The 25722-nt window shown below is 39.5% G+C and carries 17 protein-coding genes; 11 read left to right on the forward strand and 6 right to left on the reverse strand.

The window, feature by feature from the left end; genetic code table 11:
• The first annotated feature begins 132 nt into the window (after nt 1–132).
• Nucleotides 133–3495, forward strand: a complete 3363-nt coding sequence (locus ACE1CI_RS07145) for a PAS domain S-box protein (protein ID WP_413261685.1) — start codon at nt 133–135, stop codon at nt 3493–3495.
• A gap of 9 nt (nt 3496–3504) precedes the next feature.
• On the opposite strand, the gene ACE1CI_RS07150 is transcribed toward ACE1CI_RS07145, so the two are convergent.
• Nucleotides 3505–4131, reverse strand: a complete 627-nt coding sequence (locus tag ACE1CI_RS07150; protein WP_496615296.1) for a thiaminase II/PqqC family protein — start codon at nt 4129–4131, stop codon at nt 3505–3507.
• Nucleotides 4132–4266: 135 nt separating this feature from the next.
• On the opposite strand from ACE1CI_RS07150, the gene ACE1CI_RS07155 reads away from it, so the two are divergent.
• Entirely contained in the window at nt 4267–4656 is a 390-nt protein-coding gene (locus tag ACE1CI_RS07155; protein WP_413261683.1) for a 6-pyruvoyl trahydropterin synthase family protein, read from the forward strand.
• Nucleotides 4657–4752: 96 nt separating this feature from the next.
• Nucleotides 4753–5508, forward strand: coding sequence for an HAD family hydrolase (locus ACE1CI_RS07160; protein WP_413261682.1), 756 nt, complete (start codon nt 4753–4755; stop codon nt 5506–5508).
• A gap of 153 nt (nt 5509–5661) precedes the next feature.
• On the opposite strand, the gene pgmB is transcribed toward ACE1CI_RS07160, so the two are convergent.
• A complete protein-coding gene (pgmB, locus tag ACE1CI_RS07165; RefSeq protein ID WP_413261681.1) occupies nt 5662–8553 on the reverse strand; it encodes a beta-phosphoglucomutase in 2892 nt (963 codons plus the stop codon).
• A gap of 213 nt (nt 8554–8766) precedes the next feature.
• Nucleotides 8767–11178 carry a sucrose synthase gene (locus ACE1CI_RS07170; RefSeq protein ID WP_413261680.1) on the reverse strand — a complete coding sequence of 804 codons (2412 nt, stop codon included), beginning with the start codon at nt 11176–11178 and terminating at the stop codon, nt 8767–8769.
• 356 nt (nt 11179–11534) lie between these two features.
• On the opposite strand from ACE1CI_RS07170, the gene ACE1CI_RS07175 reads away from it, so the two are divergent.
• Together ACE1CI_RS07175 and petJ are read left to right on the forward strand one after the other, a co-directional pair.
• Nucleotides 11535–12158, forward strand: coding sequence for a hypothetical protein (locus ACE1CI_RS07175; protein ID WP_413268398.1), 624 nt, complete (start codon nt 11535–11537; stop codon nt 12156–12158).
• 40 nt (nt 12159–12198) lie between these two features.
• On the forward strand, nt 12199–12561 hold the full coding sequence (petJ, locus tag ACE1CI_RS07180) for a cytochrome c6 PetJ (protein ID WP_413268397.1): 363 nt from the start codon (nt 12199–12201) through the stop codon (nt 12559–12561).
• A gap of 345 nt (nt 12562–12906) precedes the next feature.
• Here the strand turns inward: petJ and ACE1CI_RS07185 are convergent, their stop codons facing one another.
• From ACE1CI_RS07185 to ACE1CI_RS07195, 3 genes are all read right to left on the reverse strand, one after another.
• A complete protein-coding gene (locus ACE1CI_RS07185) occupies nt 12907–13437 on the reverse strand; it encodes a hypothetical protein (RefSeq protein WP_413268396.1) in 531 nt (176 codons plus the stop codon).
• A 191-nt stretch (nt 13438–13628) separates the two neighbouring features.
• Nucleotides 13629–16643, reverse strand: coding sequence for a DUF4912 domain-containing protein (locus ACE1CI_RS07190; RefSeq protein ID WP_496615297.1), 3015 nt, complete (start codon nt 16641–16643; stop codon nt 13629–13631).
• On the reverse strand, nt 16616–17680 hold the full coding sequence (locus ACE1CI_RS07195; RefSeq protein ID WP_496615298.1) for a substrate-binding domain-containing protein: 1065 nt from the start codon (nt 17678–17680) through the stop codon (nt 16616–16618). The genes ACE1CI_RS07190 and ACE1CI_RS07195 overlap by 28 nt, the downstream gene beginning before the upstream one ends.
• 450 nt (nt 17681–18130) lie before the next feature.
• Between ACE1CI_RS07195 and ACE1CI_RS07200 the strand changes: the two genes are divergently transcribed.
• The 6 genes from ACE1CI_RS07200 to ACE1CI_RS07225 all read left to right on the forward strand — a co-directional run bounded on the left by ACE1CI_RS07200 (nt 18131) and on the right by ACE1CI_RS07225 (nt 25711).
• Nucleotides 18131–18481: a DUF4342 domain-containing protein gene (locus ACE1CI_RS07200; RefSeq protein WP_413268394.1), complete on the forward strand. Its 351-nt coding sequence runs from the start codon at nt 18131–18133 to the stop codon at nt 18479–18481.
• A 624-nt stretch (nt 18482–19105) separates the two neighbouring features.
• A complete protein-coding gene (locus tag ACE1CI_RS07205; RefSeq protein ID WP_413268393.1) occupies nt 19106–19726 on the forward strand; it encodes a DNA-3-methyladenine glycosylase family protein in 621 nt (206 codons plus the stop codon).
• Between the two features lie 454 nt (nt 19727–20180).
• Nucleotides 20181–21104, forward strand: coding sequence for a S1C family serine protease (locus tag ACE1CI_RS07210; RefSeq protein ID WP_413266895.1), 924 nt, complete (start codon nt 20181–20183; stop codon nt 21102–21104).
• Between the two features lie 75 nt (nt 21105–21179).
• Nucleotides 21180–22046, forward strand: coding sequence for a S1C family serine protease (locus ACE1CI_RS07215; protein ID WP_413266894.1), 867 nt, complete (start codon nt 21180–21182; stop codon nt 22044–22046).
• A gap of 45 nt (nt 22047–22091) precedes the next feature.
• Nucleotides 22092–22688 carry a LuxR C-terminal-related transcriptional regulator gene (locus ACE1CI_RS07220; protein WP_496615299.1) on the forward strand — a complete coding sequence of 199 codons (597 nt, stop codon included), beginning with the start codon at nt 22092–22094 and terminating at the stop codon, nt 22686–22688.
• Between the two features lie 245 nt (nt 22689–22933).
• Nucleotides 22934–25711: an ATP-binding protein gene (locus ACE1CI_RS07225; RefSeq protein WP_413266892.1), complete on the forward strand. Its 2778-nt coding sequence runs from the start codon at nt 22934–22936 to the stop codon at nt 25709–25711.
• Nucleotides 25712–25722 lie beyond the last annotated feature (11 nt).

Genomic DNA, 25722 nt, shown 5'->3' on the forward strand with positions numbered 1-25722 from the left:
CTATAAAAATGTTTTATAATTTTTGTTAAAGTGTAAATTAAATTAATTTACAGTCATAAATTAAATACCGAGTATTAAAAAAGACATAAAATTAATAAGCTATTTTTAGGTAATTAATTTGAGGTTAGAGAAATGACCTTTGTCAAGAGAATCAATGAGCGAAAAATAGCAGAATCAGTAAATAAAGAGCGCAAATTGTCAGTAGAAAGTCTGATTAATAATATACCAGGAGCAATTTATCGGCGGCTATACGATCGGGATTGGACGATCAAATTTATTAGTGATGCGATCGCAGATATTTCTGGCTATGCCGCTCTTGATTTTATAGATAATCAAATTAGAAGTTTTGCTAGTATTATTCATCCTGGGGATAGAGAAATTATAGAACAAAGTATGTACGAAAGTATTACTCATGGCAAACCCTATATTTTAGAATATCGAATTATTCATGCAGATGATAGTATTAAATGGGTTTATGAAAAAGGACAGGCGATTCTTTCTCATTTAGGAGAAGTTGAATATTTAGACGGGGCAATTTTTGATATTACTGAGCGCAAAATAGCAGAATTAGCCTTACAAGAAAGTGAGTATCGCTATTACACGCTGACTAAATTCTCACCAGTGGGGATATTTCGCATTGACATAGAAGGAAATTTTTTATATGCCAATCAAAGATGGTGTGAAATAGCAGGTATTAGCCTGGAAGAAGCATTACAAAAAGACTGGATAAAAGCTATTCATCCTGATGATAGAGAGCGATTTTTCCAAGGATTTAACCTAGCTAGGCGTAAAAATACCTCCTTTAAATTACAGTTTCGTTTACAGCGAAGAGACAGAAAAATTATTTGGGTATTAGGGCAAATAGTAACAGAAAAGGATAGCGATGGTAAAATTTTAGGGTATGTAGGAACTTGGACAGATATTAGTGAAAATAAACAAATTGAAGAAGAGCTTAGGCACAGGGAAGAAAAAATTAAGGCTTTGTTAGATGCCATCCCAGACTTAGTAATTTCTCTTAATCAAGATGGGACAATTTTAGAATGTAAAACCGGAAAAAATAGCTCAATGCCACTGTTATCCCAAATGAAAGTAGGTAGTAATATATATGAAATATTACCAACCCAGTTAGGGGAACAATTCAGAATTAATATAGAAAGAACTCTAGCTACAAACGAGATGCAAACTTGGGAGTATAAAATTCCCATTAATGGTAATTGGTATTGCCGTGAGTGTAGAATGATTCTGAGTAGCGAGAAGGAAGTAATAGCAATTATTCGTGATATTACAGAGAAAAAAAAATCGGAAGCTTCGTTACTACAGCAAGCACAGATTATCAATCAGATCCATGATGCTGTAATTTCCATGAATTTAAGTGGATATATTACTACTTGGAATCAAGGTGCTCAAAGACTTTATGGTTACTTAGCTGCGGAAGCGTTGGGCCAGCATATATCAATATTTTATCCGAATAAATCTGAGAAAATTGTCCAAGAAGAGCTATTTATCCCAGTTTTAGCCAAGGGAAATTATGAAATAGAACAAAAATTACGCAAAAAATCTGGGGAAGAAGTAGATGTACATTTATCTCTTTCATTAGTGAAAAATAGCCAGGGTTTAATCACGGGAATTATCAGTTATGGGATGGATATTACTCAGCGTCGGCAAGCGGAAATAGCACTGCGTCAATATCAACAGGAATTAAAGGAATTGATCGAAAATGCTCCAGATATTATTACTAGATTCGATCGCCAATTACGCCATCTCTACATTAATGCTGCGGCGCAAAAAGTAACGGGAATGTCTCCTGAAATTTTTATTGGCAAAACTAATCGAGAATTAGGGATGCCAAGGGAATTAGTAAATTATTGGGACAAATGTATGGAGGATGTATTTGCTATAGGTAAAGAAGCAGAGATGGAATTTAATTACAATACTCCGGCAGGAATGAGGTACTATCACGCCAGAATAGTGCCGGAATTTTCTGAGCAAGGAGAAGTGGAAACTATATTAGCTGTAACTCGCGATATTACCGAGCAAAAACTAACAGAAAGAGCTTTAGAACAATCAGAACAAAAACTTTCTCTCCATGTGCAGAATACTCCTATAGCTGTAATTGAATACAACTTAAATTTTACAATTGTCGAATGGAATCCGGCAGCAGAAAAGATTTTTGGTTATAAAAAAAGTGAAATAATTGGATATCCTGGTTGGATACTTGTACCAGAAAATGAGCAAGCTTTAGTAAGTGAAGTTTGGCATGACTTACTTGAGCAAAAAGGGGGAAACCGCTCTACTAATAAAAATATTACTAAAGATGGCAGAATTATTACTTGTGAATGGTATAACACACCTTTGATTGCCGAGGATGGTAACTATATGGGTGTTACTTGTTTGGCACAGGATATTAGCGATCGCGTCCAAGCAGAATTAAGTTTACGTCAACAAATAGAAAGAGAGAAACTATTAGTAACTATTACCCAAAGAATTCACCAATCTTTAAATTTAGAAGAAATTTTAAATACGACAGTCAGAGAAGTTAGAGAATTACTTAATAGCGATCGAGTTTTAGTTTACCGCATTTGGTCAGACGGAACAGGTTGTGTAGTAACAGAAGCAGTAGTTTCTGATTGTGAATCAATCTTAGGCAGAACTTTTCCTGTAGAAGTGTTTCCTGAAGAATATCATCAACTTTATTCCCAAGGTAGAGTTTATGCGATGAGCGATCGCAATTCAGCGCAAATAGCACCTTGTTTAGTGGAATTTTTGCAAGAATTAGCAGTCACAGCTAAATTAGTAGTGCCACTAATGGCAGGAGAAAATTTGTGGGGATTATTAATTGCTCATCACTGTAGAGAAGTGCGCCACTGGCAACCCTCAGAAATTAGTTTACTGCAACAATTAGCCACTCAATTAGGTGTTGCTATTCAACAAGCTTTATTAGTAGAACAAATGGAAATAGCTAACGCTGAATTAAAGCGATTAGCTTGTTTAGATGGGTTAACTAAAGTAGCAAATCGCCGTCACTTTGATGAATATTTAGAAAGGGAATGGCGACGCATGATTAGAGAGCAAAATCCCATAGCTTTAATTTTATGTGATATTGATTATTTCAAACTTTACAATGATACTTATGGTCATTTACCTGGAGATTCATGCTTGCAGCAAGTTGCTGATGCGATTAAGCGTGCAGTTAAACGTCCAGCGGATTTAGTAGCACGTTATGGTGGCGAAGAATTTGCCATAGTTCTGCCTAATACTAACGCTGAAGGCGCATTAACTGTAGCAGAACAAATCCGCGCTTATGTAGCAGCATTGCAGATTGTTCATGCAGAATCTAAAACTAGTAAATATGTCACTTTAAGCTTAGGTGTAGCTGTGACTATACCTACTTTGGAATCTTCATATCAAGAATTAATTATAACGGCGGATTTGGGACTTTATGAAGCTAAATTCCAGGGACGCGATCGCATTGTGCTTAAAACTTTTGCTTTATAGGAATTAATTTTATTCAGAATACTCCCATGCTGATTGAAAAAATTCATATTCACATAACATGGCATAATGATAGATTGGTTCTGCTGTTTCTTGAGTTTCGACGTAGCGATCGACTAAAGTTTCTAATGCTGTTGCTAGCGGTACAAATTCCGTAGAACTATAAGTGCTAATCCATTCACTATACTGATGTTCAGGAATACCATTTTTGGCTAATTCTTGCCCTAAAAAAGCATACAATCGCATACAAGGAAGCATTGCTACAGCTGTTAAACCTGCGGCATTATTCCAAGCAGTAGCTAATAAGAAATCTGTGTAACGACGAGTAGCTAAAGAAGGAAAAACTTTTTGCAAATTTACTCCCCATTGTGTAGCATAATTCTGATGTAATTTTAGTTCTTCGAGAACCCCATCAGCTAAGTTATGAAAAATTAGGAAGCTTTCCCAATTAGGCGATCGCACTGCGGCTATACTATAAGCTCTGGCAAAAGCTTCTAAGAAAAAAGCATCCTGTCCTACATAATAAGCAAATCGATTTTTCGGTAATGTACCTGTGGCAATTCCCTGCACAAATGGATGGACTAAACAAGCTTGTGCTAATTCTTGATTGGTTTGCCACAATTCTTCAGAAAGAGTCATACTTTTTTAATCAACCGCAAAGAACGCGAAGGAAATAGAGAAGGTTGTGATAATCATTTTAATAGTTTTAGACACGATCGCAATTTTTCCCTTTAAAATCTTATTGTAACTTTGGCTATAAACAAGGAGAACAAAGTGCCAAAATGGAAACTTGTAACGGAATTTACCTTTGATAGTGCCCATTATATCAAAGATTATGATGGCCCTTGCGGTCGGATGCACGGACACACTTATAAAGTGCGAGTTGAAGCTACATCATCAAAACTTCATTCATCGGAATTTTGTCCTCATCCGGTGATGGTAGCTGATTTTCGCACTTTACGTTGGGCGAAAAAAGATGTTACTAAAGGTGGATTAGATCATGGTATTTTAAATGAAGTAATGCCAGAAGATTACGCAACTACGGCAGAAATGATTGCTAAGTTTATTTATGAACGAACTAAGGAGAAATTGCCGGAAGATGTGCAATTAAAAGTAGTTGTATCGGAGACTCCTAATTCTTGGGCTGAATACGAAGATGACTAAAGTAGCTTGTACACTTGCCATCAATGACCATAACCTTGTAAATTTTTAAATGTTGGAGCGATCGCAAAACCTAGCCAAACTTAGCCAAAATCAAACATGACAAAATTACAAGCTTTAATTTTTGATGTAGATGGTACTTTAGCTGATACAGAACGAGATGGTCATCGAATTGCATTCAATCAAGCTTTTGCTGAACAAGGTTTTGATTGGCATTGGTCAGAAACATTATATGGCGAATTATTAACTGTTGCAGGTGGAAAAGAAAGGATTCAATACTATTTAAAGCAACATCATCCAAATTTTCAGCCTCCATCGGAATGGTCAGAATTTTTGGCAACTTTGCATAAACTGAAAACGAAACATTACCAAGAATTGCTCAAAGCTGCGGCAATTCCCCTAAGACCTGGAGTAAAACGGTTAATTAAAGAAGCAAAAGAGCAAGGTTTACGTTTAGCTATTGCCACTACTAGTGCTTTACCAAATGCAACTGCTTTGTTAGAACAAACTCTCGATCCTGATTGGTTTGAAATTATAGCTGCTGGCGATATTGTTCCAGCGAAAAAACCCGCACCCGATATCTATAATTATGTATTGGAAAAAATGGGATTAACAGCTAATGAATGTCTAGTTTTTGAAGATTCACATCATGGTTTACAAGCGTCTGTTGGCGCGGGGTTAAGAACTATTGTTACGGTTAATGATTATACTAAAAATCAAGATTTTAGTGCAGCTTGTTTGGTAGTAAATCATTTAGGCGAACTGGATTTATCATGCGAATTTTTAGCAGGAAATATTCCAGAGATAACAACTAATTATGTAGATTTGGCGTTATTACAACTTTTACATAAGTAAGTGTAAATAAATAAAGTGATAATAGTTATCTAAGCATGGGGCGGGCTCTCCTGCCCACCCCACAAGAGTTACAACTTTCTTGTGGAGTGGGCAGGAGAGCCCGACGAGAGTTTTCACGCTCAGATAAGAGCGCTAAAGCGCAACAACGTACCCTTATCCAGGAATCACGCCATTAAGTTTAGTTTTCAGGTCTGCCCAACTAACTCCTGCTAGATTGGGAAGCACGACATGAGCATCTTTTACTCGTTCAGAAGGGCCAAGTCCTACAGCCCACATTCTAGCGGCTAAAGCTGCTTCAATACCTGCGGCTGCATCTTCGACAACTAAACAATTTTCTGGGGGAATTCCTATTAGTTTGGCGGCGTGTAAAAACAAGTCAGGTGCGGGTTTTGGGGTTTGGACACTGTAGCCATCTGCGATCGCATCTACACGATTAGCAATTCCCAATTTTTCTACAACAGGACGGGCATTTTTACTAGCTGAACCAATGGCTATTTTAATACCCGCTTGCTTCAATTCATCTAATAAATTTAAGGCTCCCGGCAGTAAATCAGCAGGGGAAATATTCTCGATCGATTCTACATAATAACCGTTTTTTCGCTCCATCATTTCCAGTAATTTCTCTTCCGAAAATGGGTGATCTCCGGCAATTAATAACAGCGACTCTCGCCGTGATATACCTCTTAATGCTTCATTTGCTTCTCGATTAAAAGGTAATCCTTCTTCATCCGCTAATCTTTGCCAAGCACGGTAATGAAATTCTGCGGTATCAGTAAGAACTCCATCTAAATCAAATATTACACCTTGAATATTAGGAGTTTTTTTCCTAGTAACTGAGGCACTATTGGGAGAAACAAGATCGAATTCTTGCCAATTACCTTGCCAATGTAACTTAAATTTTAAGCGGTTCCAACCAGGGGGTAATTGTGGTTGTGCTACGGGGCCATTTTCGGCAAATTGAACCCCACCAAAACCTAAAACTACAGCTTGCCAAATGCCTCCAGCACTAGCACCATGAATGCCATCATTAGCATTACCTCGGACATCTTCTAAATCTACTAAAGCTGCCTGCATAAATCGCTCATAAGCTTCTTCATTTTTGCCTAAATCTGAAGCTAAAATTGCATGAATTGCTGGGCCTAAAGATGAACCGTAAGTTATATCTGTGCGAGGTGCGTAGTAATCCCAATTTTGCTGCAAGGATTCTTGATTGTAAGGAATTTCTTTTGATTGGCGCATCAAGTAAAGCAGCATTAAAACATCTGGTTGCTTCAAGACTTGTCGCCTATTTCCTCCTTCAATACCCAAAATTGCTTGTATTGATTTATTCCGAGGTTCATAATCCTCTAAATTGATATCTTCTAACTGGAAAAATCCTTCAAATTGTTCAATCAATGCACTGGAATCGTCGTAGAGAATCCAGAGATTTGTAGCGATATCTTGCCAACGCGATCGCCTTTCCGCAGTCAGCTTTAATTTATCTTTCAATTGGGCAAAGCGTTCTGGAAAACTGCTATTTAACCAATCATAAACCATCAGCGCTTTTTCTAAATGCCATTGCGCCATACGATTAGTAAAAATATTGTTGCTGACGTGCTCGTGATACTCATCAGCACCAATTACTTCTCGAATTTCGTAGCGCTCATGTTTGGTATTCCACTCAACTCGACTCATCCAAAAAATAGCAGTATCGAGAATAATTTCCGCTCCATAATCTCGCATCCATTCATCATCGCCAGTCGCTTTCCAGTAATACCAAACTGCATAAGCTACATCAGCGCTAATGTGAATTTCCCTATCCCGGCACCAAATTCTAATTTCTTCACCATAAGGTTGATTAGGAAGTGCCCAACGCGGCGTTACTTCATCCCCAGTATCAGCACTTTCCCAAGCATACATTGCTCCTTTATATCCATAATGTGCTGCTTTACGTCTGGCTCCATTTAAAGTGTAATAACGATAGGTTAATAAGTTACGCGCAATCTTTGGTTGGGTAAAAGTAAAGAAAGGCAAAATAAATATTTCTGTGTCCCAAAAAACGTGACCGCGATATCCAAAACCGGAAAGAGTTTTGGCAGGAATACTCACTTTATCATCATAACGAGGCGCACTAATTAGCAGTTGGAATAAGTTGTAACGTACAGCTAATTGTGCTTTTGTATCTCCCTCGATCGCAATATCGCTTTGATGCCAAACTTCTCGCCAAGCCTCTTCGTTTGCATTTAATAATGTTGCGTAATTAGGTAATTGAGTAACTTTTGTTTGTGCTGATTCAACAGGTGTTTCTGTTTCCCGTGACGTGAAAATTGTCACCAGTTTTTCTACTTTGATATTGGTTCCGGGACTGGCTATAAAAGTCGAGCTAATTGTTGGATAACCGGGAGCATTTGTAACTTGTAATGCGGCATCTATTCCCGAAATTGCCATTTTAAATGCTATGGCTAATTCAATTCGGGAAGCGCGAGTCCGAGCGTTTAACCAAGTTCCTTGGTCAATTTTTCCTTGATTAAGTAATTCCCAGTGATTATAACCTTGATTTTCTGGGTAGCCGTTAATGCTAGCCTGAATTTCTACAGTTACTTGTGAGTCTAAAGGCGTAATTTCAAAACGCAATGCTAGAACATTTTGCTCTGCTAAACTAGCGAAACGTTCCCAATAAAGGTCAACAGTTTTGTTACTAGGACTGCGCCAACGTACTCGACGAGCGAGGATACCACGACGTAAATCTAATTGTCGCTGATAGCTGAGGATTTGTCCTTGATCTAAGCGAAAACGATCGCCATCCACAATCACTAAAAATGGCAACCAATCTGGACAGTTAGCTAGTTCCGTATAGACGATCGGAACATCATCATAAACACCATGAATTAATGTTGATGGTGATGAGCGTGGATAGCCTTCCTCAAAACTACCCCTAGTACCTAAATAACCATTGCCAATAGTAAAAACAGTCTCTCTAGAATGTAACTGTTCGGGCTCAAACTGGTTTTCGGTTAAAGTCCAGTCAGTGTAAATTAATGATTGAGTTTGTCGCGGTCTATCCATCGGTTCTCGTATTAGTTTATGGAACTATTAATTTTCGATTTTAGATGGGCAATTTCAACTTGACACCCCAGAGAATTCTTGAATTATTCTGATTTTAAATATTGGCTGGAAAAACAACTTCATACCTTAGTAGCATCCTCTATCTAAAATCTACAATGAACCCCTAGATCTCAAGGTTTCCCTGTCATAAATTCCTGACTTCATTTTCCGAGATCAGTGTTTTTGATGCTGCTCCAGGATAATTTCTGCTCTAGGTTTGTAAATTAAGTAGAATAGCGCTTCTAAATAGCGCAGTAGAGATCCTTTGCTATTGCGGGAAATGTAGTTCCAAAATTGGGAAATTTTGGCGATCGACAAAACTTTGGTAGTATGCAATTGCCAGTTAAATTCATGACGCACTCTCTGAATCGCTTTTTCAGATACTTGTTCCCAGTATTGAGGATTTTCTTTACAACGGTCGAGAAAATCAATAATTTTTTCCGCAGTTCCCGGTAAATCTGTAGGATTGATTAAGAATCCACTTTCGCCATCTTGAATAATTTCTAGCGCACCGCCAAACTGGGTGGCAAAAGTTGGTAAACCAGAAATCATGGCTTCTAAAATCGTCATTCCAAAGGCTTCAAACCGAGCAAAATGAACAAAGATTCCTTGAACATCTGCGATCGATCTATAAACTTCTCCCAACTCCGCATTTGGTAAACGCATTCCTAACCAACGAATACAACCATGAAGTTGATATTGTTGAATAATTTCATGTAATCTTTCTATTTCTCTAGCTTCTTCCGGGTTATTAGCTTCATAACTATGCAACTTGCTAGTCACTAATATTAAATTACAACGTTCTTGCAACTCTTTACTCATGCCAAAACACTCAGCTAACCCCGCTAAATTCTTAATGGAATTAATTGGTGCTAAAGCGAAAATGGGTCGTTTATCTGGGTTTTCTAAATGTCCCAAAACTTGCGGATCTTCACTGGTAAAAAGTAATTCTCGAATCTTTTTACTGATTTCACTTGAGCGATTCTCGGTCTGATTGTAGGGAAAAAAGAAAGTTTCATCAACTCCCGGAACTACTACGTTAAATTTGGGACTAAACAAATTAACTCCATTTACCACATGATATAAATGTGGCATGGTAAAACAACTGTAAGACTCATACTGCCCTATAGTATCCGGTGTGCCAACAATTTCTTGAAAGGAAGAAGTAATAATAAAATCAGCAGCATTCATGCTAATTAGATCTGCTGTAAACTGTGCTGAAAAATGGTACTCTTCTTCTAAATCTTGCCAGTACAAGTTACTAAACAAATACTTGGGTTTTTCTAAAGAATGAGCAATATTGCATTGAGTAACATCTAAACGACTTGCTAACAAGAAAGCCACTAAATTACCATCGCTGTAATTACCGATAATTAAATTTGGTTTACCTCCCATTTCTTTCAATAACTCTTGTTCTGCATCCAACGCAAAAGTTTCTAAATAAGGCCAAATTTCAAACTTTCTAATCCAGTTTTGCGTAACCTTGGGGTTAAACTCCCGGAAAGGAACGCGCAAGATCCAAGCATTTCCGGTTCCGTTAATTTGTTCTAAACGTAAGTTACATTTTGTCCCTTCGCAATTAGGAATTAGTCTAGTTAAAATAATTACTTGTGGTTTAATTCCTAAACATTCCAAACCCGCCTGTTTAATCTCTTCTGTGAGTCGGTTTTCTAAATTTCTCGCTTGGTTAAGTACATAAACAACTTGACCTGCGGTTTCTGGTCTTCCTAATACTTCTTCTTGACCTACCCAACCGTGAATCGAGATTAATACTACTCGAAAAACGGCAGGAATTCGAGCGACAAATGCTTCTAAAATAGCTGGGTCTGGGGTGTCAATTAAGCGTTGTAAAAGGGCGAAAGTTTCACGTACACGGGATGCAGTATTTCCCCAACCTGGTTCAAAACCCAGTGCTTGTAATTGGGTATTAAATTTTTCGTAAGGTTCGTCAGATGGTCTTTCACTAATTAACTTTAAAGCTTGTTTGACTTGTTCTAATAATTCGGTTCCTGATTTAATTTGCGCGTTGATTAGTAAAGGGATATTATCATATTGATGTCTTTGCAGAATTTCCCACAAAGTTTCTAGCCAATAAGTAGGGTTAGTTGCTATTTGATTATGTAAATATCGATGTAAAACTGCTAAACCTTGACCAATATTTCTGGCATCACTAACTAGTGGAGAATTTTCATAAAAGGGAGCAAAGTCAAGTTCTAAAATTCGGGGTTGATAGCTGTTCACTAAGCGATCGCGCACATCCAACAAAACTTTTGGCTCTTCTTGTTCCCAACTGCTTAAATCTGCGGCGATTCGCCAAACTTGTTGACTAGCAATTCTCGGTCGAACTAAAAACCAAATACTGCCATTTTCTAAAATTATTTCATGAGTGTAGTTGATTAACTGCCCTAAAGATGAAGAATGGTAAAAGTAAGCAGGCTTTTCTGCTTGCTGACAGTAATCGGCAAAAGTTTGTAAAATCTCATTTCTCAGGAAATAATGTTTTCCCGAAGTGCTTAAAGCGTCCACTACTTTTTGCAAATCTGTTCTTTGCTCACTGTTTAAGACAGCTTGAACCATTTCATACATAGCAATTTCCTGGTTGAAGGCAGAAGCTTTTAACCTTTTTAAATAGACTTACAGATAATTTAAGCCTTAGTAACGAATTTGCGATCGCGCTAAAGATAGATTAAACTGTAGATTAATTATTTGTTACATTTGCTGTCAAATCAAATTACTTTAGCAGAGCTTGTTCAATATCACCCTGTAATCACTACGTTGTTGCGCTTCAGCGCTAATAACAGCGCTGAAGCGCAACAACGTACCTTTTTTAATTTGTTTGTTGCGTAAGTCCTGAATTTATTTTGCTTTCCCGCTCTCAAACAGTCGAGTATTAGTATTATTTAAGCTATAGTATTGATGGTTATGGTTAATCTATTCGTCTTATGTCAACTAATCTAATATCGCCTACCTCACCGGATTTTTTAGAGACTTTAACTAAAGCAGCAGCTTGGGAGCAAAAAAGCGATCGCCCCAAAGCAGCAGAGGTCGTTCAAGCTTTATTAGAAGCCGAAAAACTTACCAAACAACAACGAATAAATTATCCTTTAGAAACTTTAATAGGTTCCTGGCGACTGCATTTTGTTGTCTCACCGAAAAAATCAAGTCAGCGATCGGGAATTAAAATGGGGAATGGCTTTTATTTACCCAGGTTTATCAAAGCTCAAATTTCCTTTTCTCCAAGCGAAGCAGATGCTAACCTCAATCCAAATCAGCTAAAAATTGGCAATCAATTGCACGTTGGCACGATCTCATTTAAGTTTAACGGGCCAGCCAAGTATTTGGGCAAAAAAAACCTTTTAGCTTTTGACTTTACCCAAATTCAAGTAGGCTTCTTAGGTTTTACTGTTTATAGTGGCAACTTTCGTGGTGGACAAAAGAAAAACCAAGAATTTGACCAAAAGCATATCAGAGATTTACCTTTCTTTGCATTCTTCGCCATTAATGAAAATTACATTGCGGCGCGGGGAAGAGGTGGCGGTTTAGCAATTTGGGTTAAAGAAGCTTGAGGGTAAATTAGGATTGAAGTTCAGAAGAAACAGATTTAAAATGAAAGCAAAAAATTGGCTAAGTTGGATTCAGAAAAGCGGGCTATATTTAATAATATGTTGCCTACTGTTTTTGAGCATTGTACCCCAAGCTTGGGCAGCTGATTTAGAAAATGGCAAAAAAGTGTTTGAAGTTAATTGTGTAGGTTGTCATGTTAATGGCGGTAACATAATTCGCAGAGGAAAAAACTTAAAGTTAAAAGCTTTGCAAAAAAATGGTTATGCTGATGTGGAAGCGATCGCATCCATTGTCACCAACGGTAAAGCCAATATGTCAGCTTACAAAGACCGTTTAACTCAACAAGAAATCGAAAATGTAGCCGCTTACGTATTAGCACAAGCCGAAAAAGGTTGGCAGAAATAAGTTTCAGGCAGGTCAGGCAGAGGACTTTTTTCTACGACCCTGTAGAGACGTTATATATAACGTCTCTACAGGGTGGGTAATTTCTCGTGACCAGGTTCAACCTGGTCACGAGATCTTGGAGGTTCTACCTCCTTTGTGGAGCAAGATAACGTCTCTACAGGGTGGGTAATTTCTCGTGACCAGGTTTCTCGTGACCAGGTTCAACCTGGTCACGAGATCTTGGAGGTTCTACCTCCTTTGTGGAGCAAGATAACGTCTCTACAGGGTGGGTAATTTCTCGTGACCAGGTTCAACCTGGTCACGAGATCTTGGAGGTTCTACCTCCTTTGTGGAGCAAGATTTGAGTTAAGCTGCTTGATAAGGATGTAATAATCGAGAGGCAAATTTCATCACTTCGCCAAGGTCTACATCACTATCTTTTTCTGCATTTAAAAACGCATTCAAAATTTGATTTTCCCCACCTTGAATTCCTGGTTTACTTGCTCCCATATTCAGCAAACTGATGACCCCTGAAATTAGTATAGGTAAAGCTGTTTCAATTTGAGTTGTGCTTAATTCACTTGTTTGAGCAATTTTTTCAACCATTTGTTGCTGCACTTGAGGCGGGATTAAAGATGGCAACGTCGCTACATTACCATTAGCACCAATAACGTGATTCATGCGACTTTCAAAACCGCCACCTGCTAGTGATTGTTGTTTTAGTACTGGGCGGAGTAAACTGCCTAAAGTTGACATTACTTTTTGCATTTGAGAAGGATTAACTCCGCGATTCGCTGACAACTGGTTTACAGTGTTGAGAAAGTATTCTAACTGAGAAACACTACCTTGCTGGTGAGGATTGTTGAGCGAGCTAAGAATCTCAAAGAAGAGTCCCATTTTTTCATTTCCTGGCTTAAATAATTGACTAAATTTTTAGGAGATGCTGATGATAGTTCGGTTAATTACATATTATGTAGAGACGTTATATGTAACATCTCCAAACCAGGTTTTTAGCCTTGGTGCAATTATGTAGAGACGTTATATATAACGTCTCTACATAATTTACAACGTTTCTACAATGTCCGGCTTTAGACGGATACCCATTTGGATTTACCTTCTAGAGGTATGCGAACATGGAAAGAGCGAATTAAGCGCAACCAGCGACCATCATCGGTATAGTAACCGACTTCTGCAATGTAGTCGCGATCGCGTGCCGGAACCGAAACGTGCCGATCTTGTTGTGTTTCTTGGCACAGATACTCTTGAGTGTTGTGCGGTTGCTGACGATCGATATCCAAATCAGTGGCATCATGAACGCGCAGCATAAAGGTTTTGCCACCTTGTTGCCTCAGAGCTAGCTTATAATCTTCGGAAACTTCCCAATAAGCGTAAGCATCCTTAGCATTAAAAGGTACTAAGATAATCCGACATTCGCTCTTGCTCGCAGCTTTACCATTTGTGCCAGTATTATTTGTAGCAGCTGTTCCCAGTTCCGCAACTGCGGCTTTACTTCCGTTAACTGTGGCACCAACTGTTTTGGCATTTCCATTTAAATTGGTGGTTGTTTTGCTGGGATCTGCCACTACATTGGTTATTACTTTGGCAACATTGCTCACTCCTTCGGAAATGACTTGCGCGACGTTACCGATAAAACCGGATGGTGCTTTTGGGGGTGTGATTTTCGCGTCGATCGATTCTACAGAAACTTCTTTTCGTGGACTAACAATTCGCAGGGAAGCAGAACGCGCAAATTTTAGCCATTCACCATCATTAGTAATGTAGCCTAACTCGGCGATGTAATCGCGATCGCTCTGCGGAATCACCACCCGTAAATTCGTAGAGTTGGGATCGCATTCGTACTCCTGCAAGCTATTCGCTGGTTGTTTGTTGAAGTCAATCCCTGTAATGTCGTAAACTCGCAACAGCAGTGTTTTCTCAACTGTTTGCAACTCGGCTTTTTGTGCTTCGGAAATTTCCCAGTAAACATCTGCACTTTTCAAGTCACGGACTATTAACCATACTTGAGTTTCTGTGGTGATGGGAGTTGGTTTGTAAACTACGGGAGTTGCATCTGTGGCGGGAATTTCGCTATCTTCGACTTCGCTTTTGATTTGCACTAGTGAAGAACGGGCAATTTTTTGCCATCTTCCATCAACGGTAATGTAACCTAACTCAGCTACATAATCGCGATCGATCTGGGGAAGTGCAATATGTAATTCTGTGTTTTGTTCGTTGCACTCGTAATCTCGCACACAATGAGCTTGTTGCCGATCTAAGTCAATGCCTCCAGTGGTGTCATAAAGTCGCAATACTAGTTTTTTCTCACCCAATGTTGGTAATTCTGCCTGTTTCTCTGGTGGAATTTTCCAGGAAGCGTAAGCATCTTGAGAGTTTCTTGGTACTAGAATTAACCAATTTTCTTGTGTTACAGGAGTTTCAGAAGTTGGTTGTTCTACGATCGGATCGGCTAACGCAACTTCAGCAGCGGTGGAAATTCCACTATCTTGAACTTCGCTGTTGATTCGCACTGGTGAAGAACGGGCAATTTTTAGCCATTGTCCATAATCGGTAATGTAACCGATCTCGGCTATGTAATCGCGATCGCTTTGAGCAATTGGAATCTGCAAATTCGGACTTTGTTCGTCGCAGTCGTATTGCCACTGACTATTGGCTGGTTGCAGATCTAAGTCAATGCCTCCAGTGATGTCATAAAGGTACAATACTAATTTTTTCCCACCCAATTCTTGCAGTTGTGCCTGTTTTTCTCTTGTAATTTCCCAGGTAGCATAAGCTTCTTGGGAGTTTCTCGTGAACAGAGTTAACCGACTTTCTTTTTGGACGGGAGTTTCAGAAGCAACGATCGGATCAGCTAACGCAGCAGCGACAGGAGTTTCATTATCTTGAACTTCGCTGTTGATTCGCACTGGTGAAGAACGGGCAATTTTTAGCCATTGTCCATAATCGGTAATGTAACCGATCTCGGCTGTGTAATCGCGATCGCTTTGAGCAATGGGAATCTGTAAATTCGGATGTTCGTTGCAGTCGTAGTGCCACTCACTATTAGCTGATTGCAGATCTAAGTCAATGCCTCCGGTGGTGTCATAAAGGCACAATACTAGTTTTTTCCCACCCAACTGTTGTATTTCTGCCTGCTTTTCTGGGGAAATCTCCCAGCAAGCATAAGCTTCTTGGGAGTTTTTCGGTACTAGAATTAACCGATTTTCTGGAATGATGGGAGTTTCAGCAGCGACAACGGTGGGAATTTCACTATCTTTAACTTCGCTGTTGATTAGCACTGGTGAAGAACGGGCAATTTTTAGCCATTGTCCATCTTCAGTAATGTAACCGATCTCGGCTGTGTAATCGCGATCGCATTGAGAGATCAGAATATGCAAATTAGAGCTTTGTTCATCGCAGCCATATTGCCACATACTATGAGCTTGTTGCCCATCTAAGTCAATGCCTCCAGTGGTGTCATAAACTCGTAATGCTAGTTTTTTCCCACCCAATTTCTGCAATGCGGCTTTACGTTCTGCGGGAATTTCCCAACAAGCATAAGCATCTTGGGAACTTTGGGGAACTAAAATTAATCGACTTTCGTCTACAACGGGAGATGGTTGATTAGCGGTTACATCTGCACCTACTGGGGTTGTTGCGGGTGTACTGCTATCTGTTGGTACCGCAGCTGGAATTCTGGCATGAAGAGAACGAATTACACTCAGCCAGCGATGATCGTTGGTGAGATAACCAAGTTCGACAATATAATCGCGATCGGGAAGTTCGATCGGCAAATGTAAATCCTGTTGCTGTTCGCTACAGTCAAATTCCTTAACGCTGTGAGGTGGTTGCCGATCCATGTCAATATCAGTGACATCATAAAGACGCAGCTTCATTTTTTGCCCACCTTGTCGCCGCATTTCTTCCTTGACGCGAGCGGGAACTTGCCAATGGGCGTAAGCATCCTGAGATCTACCAGGTGTAAGAGTAATTCGGCTTTCAGGAGTATGGGGTGGAACTACAGGCGGAACAACAGGGGCAGCACCTCTGCCACCTCGACCTTTGAACAACCACCAAACTAACCCACCAAACAGGGGCAGCAGCAACAACCAAAGCCAAGGTGAAATTCCACCCTTTGATTCCTCAGTGGCGACTGCATCAGCTGTAGGTTTGGGTTTAGGTTTTGCCGCTGGTGGAGAGGAACCTTCGGCTTGACGGCTGGAGGTTTGGCGGTTGTGCTCCCATCAATAGCCGCCATTGCCCCATCCACTCTACTAGCTTCAACTAACTTTTGGTTTTGCGAAGATGTGGCATTACCCAAAAATGCCGTTACTGCTGGAGTTAAGTTAGATTTTCTGTAAACGTAGCTGAGTGGTTGAGAGAAGGGATAGCGAACGCTGTTCGGTAGAGCATTGTGCATTGGCACAACTCGCACTCTGCGGTTGTTGACTACCTGATCGGAAATTGCATACCCAATGCCGTTGTTTCCCAGGTTCCTAATTACTGCTTCGGTGCTATCTTTAGCAACTTTTTTGCTGTTTGGGCTAATTTTAGAGCGGTTGTTTTGGAAGATGGAATAGGTGAAAAATGCTTGCCGAGTGTCGCTACTCTCTGGGCGATCGACTATGCGAATTTTCCCTGGATTTCCACCAACTTCTGACCAGTTGGAGACTTCACCGCGATAAATTCTCGCAAACTGTTGGGCGGTAATACTTTTGTTAAATTTGTTATTCCGTCCGACGATGATGGCGATTTTGTTGCGAGTTACAGGAACGGCAACTAATCCTTGCGCTTTTTCTTCTTTTGTCAAGGGGCGACCAATGGCAGCTAAGTCTATTTTTCCTTGTCTTAAAGCTTTGAGTGCGGCATTGGTGCCTTGATAAGAAAATTTAATATCTGTACCCGGATATTTAGTTTTAAAATTTTTCTTCAAGGCTTCATTGATTTTGGTCATGCTGGTAGAACCAGCAATTCGTAATGATTTGCCACGAGGAAGTTCCTTGGGAATCGGAAAGGAAGTAGTACTTGATGATTGCGCTAACAGGGGACGGGCTGTAGAATTAGCTGCGATCGGAGCCGAGGTAGTTGCCAAAGCTAGCATTATAGCTAGTGCCGCTAACGGTTTTTCTTGTTTACCAGACACTTATCTAACCCTTCGTATACTAGAAAACTTTACAGGGGACAACCAAAATTAAACACGATCATAACCTGTAAGTTAATATCTTTTGACCAATGGGTTTTTGTCAACTCTGCTCTAGTTAACATTTATCAACCTATTGGTTGCCATTAACTTTACCGCAATAAGTTGATCTTTAATATGTAATTTTTAACTGTGTAATTGTAACTACTTATACCTTTAAATGTATGATTTTTGTAAATTGTTTTTAACTATAGGACAGAACGCTCTCAGGAAGGGGAAAGGATACAGGTTAAATTAAAATTTCCCTATTCCTTGCTTCCCACTTACCAGTCAGTACTTGTAGTAGGGTAAACACCACTTTCAACAGTGTGGTTTTCCCACTGATTTTCCCGCAAGAAGCAGGCATGATCGAATTAATTGAATTCGGAAGTGGGTTTAAACCTGCACAGAAAAATGAATGCACAATTTGAAAAAATTGAAAACCAAGCACCAACTGTAATTGTTGATCCAACCATTGTTGAAGAAGTGGAAACTGCTACTGAAACTGAAGAAAAAGTGCGGGTAGAAGAAGTTAAAATTAACCGTGATACAGTAGCTAATTTCTACAAAAATGTAGTTGGTAAAACTGAGAATCGTTACCTAGTAGTTAAAAACAAACAGGGTCGAGTTTTGACAGAAGTTCCTCTGTTAGTTGGTGTTCCTGGCTTAGTTGTCGGTACAGTTGTATTTCCCTTGGCGGCGGCGGTAGTAGCTGTAGCAGCAACAGTAGCTAACGTGACTGTAGCGATCGAACGTAAGCAATAAAATTCCCTTTTGTTAAGTATTTAAATCTCACAGCGCTATTCCGATTTGATTGCCGGAAAGCGCTGTTTGCTTATGATAGAAGAAAGGCGGAAGGTAGAAGCATAATATAGTTCATAAAACCATAGACAAATATCTCAGGTCTTATTTTGTAGGTGTTACCCTAACTGGGTGAACTACTACACCCTCTATCCCATTGCTCGCAGAGCGTTTGGGACTGCTTGTAGTCTTTTACTCGTCCCCTTTAGTTGTTGATTATCTCGCTGAGTTAATGTATTGCTTGGGAGCTATCCAGTGGCATTGAAACTTAGGTTCTAATGGTACTAGTGGTTGCTTAGAGTCCCGGGACATTTCACCCTGATAACTCAGGTCATTGATTCAAGAGGGTTAAAGTAAAATAATTGTTGACTATTTTAGCTTATAAATGACTACAAATTAAGTGAAGTTTTACAATACCAACTCAAGTTGCTAGTTATAAGCTTAGAGGTTTTCGATCCCCCCTAACCCCCCTTACCAAAGGGGGGAAATAGATTCAAGTCCCCCTTGGTAAGGGGGATTTAGGGGGATCGAATCATCTTGCACGTTGCTTTAAAATAATCCAAACTCAAAGTTAAATTTTTCTTGGTAATGGAACAAATTCAAGCTATTACTTACTTAAAGCAATCCGATCCGATTTTGGCTAAAGTAATTGAGCTAATTGGAAGTGAAACTTTAGAATTAACTTACTACCAAGAAAAGTTAGATTTACTAACTGCACTTTCCCAAGCAATTATTTTCCAACAGATTTCTACTACAGTAGCGACAAAAATCTTTCAAAGGTTTGTGTTATTGTATGAACAATCCGATCGCCAATTAACAGCCCAAGCAATTCTCGAAACTCCAGATGAGATACTTCGCAGTGTAGGGATTTCCCGCCCGAAAATTAGTTATTTAAAAGATTTAGCTTTAAAAATTGAGCAAGGATTACCGACTTTACCAGAATTAACATTAATGGAAGATGAGGCGGTAATTGAAACTTTGACGCAAGTTAAAGGGATAGGAAAATGGACAGCACAAATGTTTTTAATTTTCCATTTGCATCGCCCTGATGTATTACCAGTGAATGATTTAGGTATCCGAAGTGCGCTCGCCAAACTATACAACTTAAACACATTACCAGATCCCAAAACCATCGAACAATTAGCCCAAAAATGGCAACCTTATCGTAGTATTGCTTGTCGCTACTTGTGGCGCAGTTTGGCACTTTAGGCGATCGACTATTGTAGAAGCAGAAAATTAAATTTTACCTTGACTGAGATCAGAGTACCAAGAGGCAGAGCCTCTGTTTTTCGTTCCCAGGTTGAACCTGGGAACGAGACAAAGGCGGGCAGGATGCCCACCCCACAAGAGTTACAGCTTTCTTGTGGGGTGGGCATCCTGCCCGCCCCACAAGAGTTACAGCTTTCTTGTGGGGTGGGCATCCTGCCCGCCCCACAAGAGTTACAGCTTTCTTGTGGGGTGGGCATCCTGCCCACCCCACAAGAGTTACAGCTTTCTTGTGGGGTGGGCATCCTGCCCGCCCCATCCTTAAATAACTATTATCACTTTATTTATTTACACCTACTTACTAGCCATTTTTCTAGGTAAGTTACTCGCCATTTATCCGATGTTGCTAAAGGGGATAATTCTGCATTCTAGAATTAAGCGACATCAAAGGAATGATATGGTAACTTCAGCAACAGAGAGTGGGAATTTATTACAACAACTCTCGAACAATTTGGCGGATATTGTAGAACAGTCGGGAAGTTCTGTAGTGGCGGTGAATGGGCGCAGGCGGATGTCTTCTGCGGGTGTGCATTGGCGATCGGGAATTGTAGTCACAGCAGATCATACAATTAATAGAGATGAAGATATTACGGTTACTTTGCCGGACGATCGCACAATTTCCGCTACTTTAATTGGGCGCGACTCTGGCACTGATTTAGCATTACTAAGATTAGCAGAAACCGAGGCTTTACCTACAGCAAATTTGAGCGATGGTACAGAATTAAAAGTAGGAGAAATGGTGTTAGCGATCGCACGTTTCCCAGACAGCGGCATTAGCGCCAGCTTAGGAGTAATTAGCGCTTTAGGCGGCACTTGGCGCACTTGGCATGGCGGAAAAATAGACCAATTTATTCGTCCTTCAGTCATGCTTTATCCCGGTTTTTCTGGCGGTGCATTAGTTAACGCCCAAGGCAAAGTTGTCGGGATTAATACTGCTGGCCCTCGACAATTAGTATTAACCATTCCTACTTCTACTGTCAACCGAGTTGTTGAGCAAATATTAACCGGAAAACGCAGCAAACCAGGTTATTTAGGTTTAGGAATGCAACCAGTACAACTACCTCAACCTCTGCGAAAACAATTAAATATTTCCGGGAATGGCGGAGTAATTATTGTTAGCGTTGAACCAGATGCACCAGCAGACAAAGCAGGAGTATTAATTGGTGATATTTTGGTGGCGCTAAATGACAAACAAATTAATGATGTTAGCGATGTTCATGCCATGCTCGATCCCGATCGAGTAGGTAAACCTTTGAATGCTCAAATTATTCGCGGTGGCACTTTAACGCAATTAACAATTATTGTCGGGGAAAGGGAATAATGGGGGACTGACAGGCAAGATGCCTGTCCTACGGGATTGGGAATTTTCACCTTTAGAATCACGAGGTAAATAGAGATGATTTGGGCAAACTTAGCTGCGGAATTAACAGCAGTAACGGAAGATTTGCGGCGTTCAAATGTGCAAGTACGAGGCAGTAAAAGGGGCGTTGGTTCTGGGGTAATTTGGAGTAGTGATGGAGTCATCATTACTAACGATCATGTTGTTAGCAGTAGAGGAAAGACAGAAGTAGAACTCGCTGATGGCAGAGTTTTCATGGCAACTATTACTGCTAAAAATCCCCAGCGAGATTTAGTGGCATTAAAAGTAGAGGCTACCGACCTTCCAGCAGCAAAAATAGGAGATTCCGAAAACCTCCGAGTTGGGGAAATAGTATTAGCAATAGGTAATCCTTTGGGATTAATGGGGGCGGTAACTACGGGGATTATTCACAGTGTTGGATCAACTGAATTTAGTCGGCGCAATTGGATACAAGCAGATATTAAACTCGCGCCGGGGAATTCAGGAGGGGCTTTAGTAAATGTGCAAGGTCAGGTAATAGGAATTAACACCATGATTGTGAATGGTCGAGGGTTTGCTGTACCTAGCAATGTGGTGCAACAATTTGTGAATAATTATCCCGATCGTCCTTATTTAGGTGTAACTTTGCAACCTGTTTTAGTTGCTTTTAATTGTAGACCTGGTTTTGGGTTGTTAATTACCGAAATTGAGGCGGGAAGTCCAGCGGAAACTGCGAAACTGCAAGTTGGTGATGTGTTAACTGGTGTCAGGGGGATTCCTTTTCATAAGCCAAATGAGTTATTTCGCATCCTGGAAAATTCTCATGTTGGTGATGGAATAACGCTGAATTTTCAGCGTGATGGTAGGCGAATGGTAGCGGATGTGGTGTTATGCAGCAGAGTTTCTTCGGCGGAGGCGGCGTGATTCGCGTTTTGATAGTTGCGAACTCTGTAGTGATGCGGGTCTGGATTGGAGGCGCTGATTACTACTAATTCTAATTTGGATGTAGTGGGCAGTTTCTCTAGTTCAGATTCTTTGGCGCAACAGGTGATGCAACTTCAGCCGGATGTTTTGTTATGGGAGTGGGATGAGTCGGAAAATGATGGTACTCCGACTCTATTTTCTTTGGAACCGGAATTGGCTAATTTGGCGATCGTTTTGTTAGTAAATAATGGGCAAATTGTATCTTTGGCAGAAATTTTGCGTTTTGGGGTACGTGGCGTTTTACCCATTGAAGCGACGGCTGAGGAAATTATTCAGGCAATTACGGCAACGGCAACTGGTTTAACAGTTTTACATCCAGATGTGGTAGATTCTTTAGTATCAGTTTTACCTACCAATACTCGACCTATACCTACTAAATTAAATCATGCTTTAACTAGTCGCGAGATTGAAGTTTTAACTATGCTGGCTGAAGGTTTGGGTAATAAAACTATTGCTCGTCGGCTAGGGATTTCTGAGCATACAGTGAAATTTCACATTGCCTCAATCTTTAGTAAACTCAATGCTTCTAGCCGCACTGAGGCAGTAATTTTGGGCGCTCGTCAAGGGCTGATTTTATTGTAAGTTACCATATTAATGAATAGTTCCCTAAAGCACCAAAAGGTAAGGTTTTTGGTGTTATATATTTGGTATTATCTAATCGAATGGAAAACAAAATTTTATTTACCTAAGTTTAACGAAAATTAAGTACAATATAATTTTACTAAGTTTTTAGGTTTCTCTTAACCTGAAAAAGAGAAACTAATACCGATTTGAGATCGGGGTAAGTTCTATGTCTCCTTAATAAATGAAAGAGCCGTTAATAAAGTATGTTAATCAAATCGATCGATCGCTGGATGAGCAAAGCTGCGGGAAGAGTTCCTTTAAGGACTGTATTAATAGTTCCTTTTGTGTTGCAAATTCTCGGAACAGTGGGAATAGTTGGATATCTTTCTTTTAGAAATGGTGAACAAGCAGTCAACGATCTAGCTAGTCAATTAATGAATGAGGTTGGCGATCGCGTTAAGCAAAACCTGCAAGTTTATGTAGGAACTCCGCATTTAATCAATCACAATAAGCTCGATATGATTAAATTGGGCTACTTAAATATGACAGAATTCGATGCTTGGGAAAAGTATCTTTGGCATCAAGTGCAATTATATCCTTACATTAATTTTACTGCTGTAGCTAATGAGAAAGGAGAGTATCGTTCTGGGGAAAGAATGTCGAATGGTGATTTAATGATGAATGTGGGAGGAACAGCGGTTAATAATAATTTCATTTCTTATCATACTAATGAATTGGGCGATCGGACTTCTGTTGCTGCAATGACTAAGGGAGATTTTGATCCCCGCACTTGGTTATGGTATAAAAACGCAGTCAAAACAGGCAAATCAACTTGGAGTGATGTTTTTATTTCGCTTTTAGAACCAACTTTACTAATTAGTGCTGTCGAACCAGTTTACAACCCCAAAGGAAATGAATTACAAGGAGTAGTACATACTGCTTTACGTTTAGATCATGTTGGTGACTTTCTCAACAGTTTAAAAATTGGTAAAACTGGACAAGCATTTATTATCGAAAGAAATGGCACACTCCTAGCAACTTCTACCGCAGAAAAACCTTTTCGGATTGAGACAGACAAAACTAGAAAATTAATCAGAGCCGAAGATAGCAGTAACCTATTAACTAAAGCAACGGCTCAATATTTATTCAGCAATTTGCCAAAATCAAACCAAATCCAATTGCCTCAACAAGTAAACTTTCCTGTCAATGGTAAGCAGCAATTCGTAAAAATTTTGCCCTTTCAAGATGGAAATGGTTTAGATTGGTTGATTGTGGTAGTAGTTCCCGAAGCAGATTTTACGGAACGAATTGATGCTAATAACCGCATGACAATTATGTTATGTTTAGCAGCTTTAGGATTAGCCATAATTACTGGGATTTTAACTGCTCGTTGGGTGACTAAACCAATTTTGCGCTTAAATAAAGCAGCTAAATATATTGCTAAAGGTGAGTGGGAAAAAACCATAGAAGTAGAACGTTCTGATGAATTAGGGGAATTAGCTAAATCTTTTAATTCAATGGCAGAACAACTACAAGAATTATTTACAAACTTAGAACAACGAGTGGCAGAACGGACAACAGAATTAGTTAAAGCTAAAGAAGCAGCTGAAGTGGCTAATCAAGCAAAAAGTACATTTCTGGCTAATATGAGTCATGAGTTAAGGACACCTCTAAATGCAATTTTAGGATTTTCCCAAATTATCACTCGCCAGAAGAATTTGCACCCCGAACAAAGAGAAAACATTGGTATTATTATGCGGAGTGGAGAGCATTTATTAACTCTAATTAATAATATCTTAGATTTATCTAAAATTGAAGCTGGACGAACTGCCTTAAACGAAAAAAGCTTCGATCTTCATCGTCTGCTTAACGATTTGGAAGATATGTTTTACCTGAAGGCTGACGATAAAAATTTACAGTTAGTGTTTGAACTTCATCCCAATTTACCCCAGTATATTCGTACTGATGAAGTTAAGTTACGCCAAATTTTAATTAACCTGCTGAATAATGCACTCAAATTCACTCAAGAGGGTGGTGTGTCAGTCAGGGTGTCATTAGAAAATAGTAATTGGCAATTTGTTGAACAAAAAATTACAAGTGATGACGGGGAAAAAATCAAGATTTACTTTGAAGTTGAAGATACTGGTTCTGGTATTGCACCAGAGGAGTTAAAGAATTTATTTGCCGCTTTTGTGCAAACTAAAACCGGAAAAGATTCTCAAGAAGGAACAGGGTTAGGCTTAGTTATTAGCCAACAATTTGTGCAATTAATGGGTGGAGAAATCAGCGTTAATTCCGTAATCAATCAAGGGACAATTTTTAAATTTTATATCCAAGCTCAAATTGTTGATAGTGCAGAAGTTCCAACTTATAAGTCTAGTCGCCAAGTTATTGGTTTGGAGGCGAATCAACCCTGTTATCGAATTTTGATTGTTGATGATAAAGCGTTAAATCGCCAACTTTTAGTTAAATTGTTAAATCCGCTGGGTTTTGCATTGCGGGAAGCTTGTAATGGTGAGGAAGCGATCGCCATCTGGGAAAAATGGGAACCGCATTTAATTTGGATGGATATGCGAATGCCAGTCATGGATGGCTACACTGCTACCAAGCATATTAAAGCAACCACAAAAGGTCAAGCTACCGCTATTATTGCTGTAACTGCTAGCGTTTTTGAAGAAGAAAGAACTGTTGTGTTATCCGCAGGTTGCGATGACTTTCTGCGTAAACCATTCCGGGAAGCAGAGATTTTTGAAATCATGAATCGTCATATCGGAGTACGCTATATTTATGAGGATAAGAGTGATGATTCACCTTCATTATCAGAGGTTACTAATCATGTACTGACAGCAAATGATTTAGAGAATATACCTAAGCAATTACTCGCCAATTTAAAGCAAGCAATAATTAGTATTGATCTAGATTCAGCTATCAGTATAATTGCAGAAATTTCTCAGTATAATCCCGGTGTAGCAAGCTCAATTAAGCATTATATGGATAATTTTGAGTATGAAAAAATCTTGCATTTAATAGCAGCAGGTTAAGGAGGAATATA

Origin of the sequence: Floridaenema flaviceps BLCC-F50 (assembly GCF_041929275.2) — a bacterium.
In the GTDB taxonomy this organism is placed as follows: domain Bacteria; phylum Cyanobacteriota; class Cyanobacteriia; order Cyanobacteriales; family Aerosakkonemataceae; genus Floridanema; species Floridanema flaviceps.

What these genes read in the sequence shown, in the direction of transcription:
- ACE1CI_RS07145 (WP_413261685.1), top strand. Translation starts at nt 133, where the DNA reads ATGACCTTTGTCAAGAGAATCAATGAGCGAAAAATAGCAGAATCAGTA.
- ACE1CI_RS07150 (WP_496615296.1), bottom strand. Translation starts at nt 4,131, where the DNA reads ATGACTCTTTCTGAAGAATTGTGGCAAACCAATCAAGAATTAGCACAA.
- ACE1CI_RS07160 (WP_413261682.1), top strand. Translation starts at nt 4,753, where the DNA reads ATGACAAAATTACAAGCTTTAATTTTTGATGTAGATGGTACTTTAGCT.
- pgmB (WP_413261681.1), bottom strand. Translation starts at nt 8,553, where the DNA reads ATGGATAGACCGCGACAAACTCAATCATTAATTTACACTGACTGGACT.
- ACE1CI_RS07170 (WP_413261680.1), bottom strand. Translation starts at nt 11,178, where the DNA reads ATGTATGAAATGGTTCAAGCTGTCTTAAACAGTGAGCAAAGAACAGAT.
- ACE1CI_RS07175 (WP_413268398.1), top strand. Translation starts at nt 11,535, where the DNA reads ATGTCAACTAATCTAATATCGCCTACCTCACCGGATTTTTTAGAGACT.
- petJ (WP_413268397.1), top strand. Translation starts at nt 12,199, where the DNA reads ATGAAAGCAAAAAATTGGCTAAGTTGGATTCAGAAAAGCGGGCTATAT.
- ACE1CI_RS07185 (WP_413268396.1), bottom strand. Translation starts at nt 13,437, where the DNA reads ATGGGACTCTTCTTTGAGATTCTTAGCTCGCTCAACAATCCTCACCAG.
- ACE1CI_RS07200 (WP_413268394.1), top strand. Translation starts at nt 18,131, where the DNA reads ATGAATGCACAATTTGAAAAAATTGAAAACCAAGCACCAACTGTAATT.
- ACE1CI_RS07205 (WP_413268393.1), top strand. Translation starts at nt 19,106, where the DNA reads ATGGAACAAATTCAAGCTATTACTTACTTAAAGCAATCCGATCCGATT.
- ACE1CI_RS07210 (WP_413266895.1), top strand. Translation starts at nt 20,181, where the DNA reads ATGGTAACTTCAGCAACAGAGAGTGGGAATTTATTACAACAACTCTCG.
- ACE1CI_RS07215 (WP_413266894.1), top strand. Translation starts at nt 21,180, where the DNA reads ATGATTTGGGCAAACTTAGCTGCGGAATTAACAGCAGTAACGGAAGAT.
- ACE1CI_RS07225 (WP_413266892.1), top strand. Translation starts at nt 22,934, where the DNA reads ATGTTAATCAAATCGATCGATCGCTGGATGAGCAAAGCTGCGGGAAGA.